Annotated in this window: 3 protein-coding genes; 2 read left to right on the top strand and 1 reads right to left on the bottom strand. The window is 74.4% G+C overall.

Going from position 1 to position 2,404, the window contains the following annotated elements; genetic code table 11:
- Positions 1-56 precede the first annotated feature (56 nt).
- Positions 57-722 (top strand): ArsR/SmtB family transcription factor, encoded by a 666-nt coding sequence (locus CCN42_RS40400; protein ID WP_086742054.1) that lies wholly within the window; start codon positions 57-59, stop codon positions 720-722.
- Positions 723-854: 132 nt separating this feature from the next.
- Here CCN42_RS40400 and CCN42_RS40395 read toward each other — a convergent pair whose 3' ends face one another.
- Positions 855-2,075 carry an MBL fold metallo-hydrolase gene (locus CCN42_RS40395; RefSeq protein WP_086742053.1) on the bottom strand — a complete coding sequence of 407 codons (1,221 nt, stop codon included), beginning with the start codon at positions 2,073-2,075 and terminating at the stop codon, positions 855-857.
- 152 nt (positions 2,076-2,227) lie between these two features.
- Here CCN42_RS40395 and CCN42_RS40390 point away from each other — a divergent pair.
- Positions 2,228-2,404 (top strand): helix-turn-helix domain-containing protein (locus CCN42_RS40390; protein ID WP_143662252.1); only part of this gene is annotated, 177 nt, incomplete at its 3' end.

Here is a 2,404-nt window from a genome sequence, read left to right as displayed (position 1 = left end):
ACGCCACCCCGGACCCCCGTGCCGGCGTCCACGCCGCCGAGCCGGACCTCGCCTCCCTGGCGGCCCTGCTGGCCGACCGGACCCGCGCCTCCTTCTGCCTCGCGCTGCTCGACGGCCGCGCCTGGACGGCGACGGAACTCGGACGGCTGGCGGGCGTCGCGCCGTCCACGGCCACCAGCCACCTCAACCGTCTGGTGGCCGGCGGTCTGCTGACCGAGGAGCGCGCGGGCCGGCACCGCCACCTGCGCCTGGCGGACCCCGGCATCGCCGAGATGATCGAGGCGCTGGCGGCCCGGGCGCCGCGACGGCCGGTCCCGGTGCGCTCGCTCGCCGCCGCCCGCCGGCAGCGCACCATGGCCTTCGCCCGCGTCTGCTACGACCACCTCGGCGGCTCCCTGTCCGTGGCGCTGACCGACGCGATGACCGAACGGGGCCATCTGGACTGGGAGTTCGGCCCGTCCCTCACCCCGTCCGGCACCGCGTGGCTGGCGGACCTGGGCGTCGCTGGGCAGACGACACCGCATGTGCGCACCTGCCTGGACTGGACCGAGCGCCGGCTGCACCTGGCGGGCGCCGTGGCCGCGGGCGTCTTCCGCCACGCGCTCGAACAGTCCTGGCTGGTCCCCGCCGAGGGCTCGCGCGTCGTACGGCTGACGGACCACGGCCGCGCGGCCTTCCACCGCCACCTGGGCCTCCCGGACGAGGCACTCACCGCGGACTGAGGCCGGACCCTCCGAACACTTCCCTGACGGGCCCCCGAGCACTTCCCTGACGGACCCCGCGAACGCTTCCCTGAGAGAAGCCTTGGCGGAGGAAGCCGTCGCGGTGCCGGGCCGGTCCTCCGGGCGGGATGCTCACCCGGCCTCGGGCCGGGCCTCGGACACGGGAGCGGCCAGGTCCAGATCGCTCGCGCCGGACTCGGCGACGGTGATCTCGACCGCCCTCGGCGCTCGCCACGGGCGGTCGATCGGCCGCGACACCGCCCGCCACCAGGGATCCACCGGCAGTTTCCCGGCCGGCTCGAAGGGCTCGCCGGGCCGCGGCAGGGCGACCGCCTGACCGGCCGCCTCGGCGGCGTCCTTCGTCCACTCCCCCGGCTCGGCCCAGGCGTGCGGCGCCAGGTTGAACGTGCCCCAGTGGATCGGCAGCAGCACCCCGCCCGGAGCGCCTCCCTGGAGGTCGAGGTGGGCCCGTACGCCTTCCTCGGGGGTCATGTGGATGTCCGGCCAGAAGTCGCTGTACGCCCCGATCTGGATCATCGTGGCGTCGAAGGGGCCGTACGCGGCGCCGATGTCCTGGAACCCCGCGAAATACCCGGTGTCGCCGCTGTGGAATATGCGGTGCTCCTCACCGGCGACGGTCCAGGACGCCCACAGGGTGTGCTGGGTGTTGCGCAGGCCCCGGCCGCAGAAGTGGCGGGCCGGGGTGGCGGTGAGGGTGAGACCGCCGACCCGGGTCGACTCGTGCCAGTCCAGTTCGCGCAGGCGGCCGGGGGACACACCCCAGGCCTCCAGGTGGGCGCCGACGCCGAGCGGGACGGCGAAGAGGGTGTCCGTGCCGGCCAGTGCCTTGATCGTGGGCATGTCGAGGTGGTCGTAGTGGTCGTGCGAGATGACCACGACGTCGACCGGGCCGAGCGCCGCCAGCGGAAGTGGCACGGGGTGCAGCCGACGGGGGCCGGCGAAGGCGAACGGGGAGCAGCGTTCGCCCCAGACGGGGTCGAACAGCACCCGCTGTCCGTCGATCTCGGCGAGGACGCTGGAGTGGCCCGCCCAGGTCAGCCGCAGCCCGGTGGCGGGGGGCCTGGCGATGTCGGCGAGGGTGGTGGCGTGGACCGGGATGCCGCCCTGGGGGACGCGGCGGGTGCGGGCGTCCTTGTCGAAGTAGATCTTCGCGAACTCGCGGCCCGAACCGGAGGGACGGATCCGGGAGGGGCCGCCGGGGTTCTGGAAGACGCCGTCCTTGAAATGGGGCGAGCTGCGGATCCGTGCCAGGCGCTCACCGCCGGGGTCCGCGCCGAAGGCCGCGGGCCGCAGGGCGCGGAGCCCGGAGCTCAGGGAACGGGAACCGGCCACGGTACCTCCAGGTGGAGTCGGTGAGGCCTCCATTATGGTCCGCCCCGGCGACACCACGTCGGCCCGCCCGCGAGCCGGCCCCCGGTACTGACTCGCTGTTCAGTAACGCTCCCTGCGCGAGAGCGCCCGCGGGACCCCATTAGGGTGACGGGGTGGCGAGAGTGCGGTTGAGTGTGGAGGAGCGGCGGCAGGAGCTGCTGCGGGCCACCGTGGAGCAGATCGAGGCACGGGGCGTGGCCGCCGTGCGGATCTCGGACGTGGCCTCGGCGCTCGGGGTGAGCAACGCGCTGGTCCTCTACCACTTCTCGACGAAGGAGAAGCTGGTGGCC

The sequence above is a fragment of the Streptomyces glaucescens genome, from assembly GCF_002154375.1.
Classification (GTDB): domain Bacteria; phylum Actinomycetota; class Actinomycetes; order Streptomycetales; family Streptomycetaceae; genus Streptomyces; species Streptomyces glaucescens.
The sequence above is the reverse complement of the archived record's forward strand: the minus strand, read 5'-3'. Positions and strand labels throughout refer to the sequence as shown.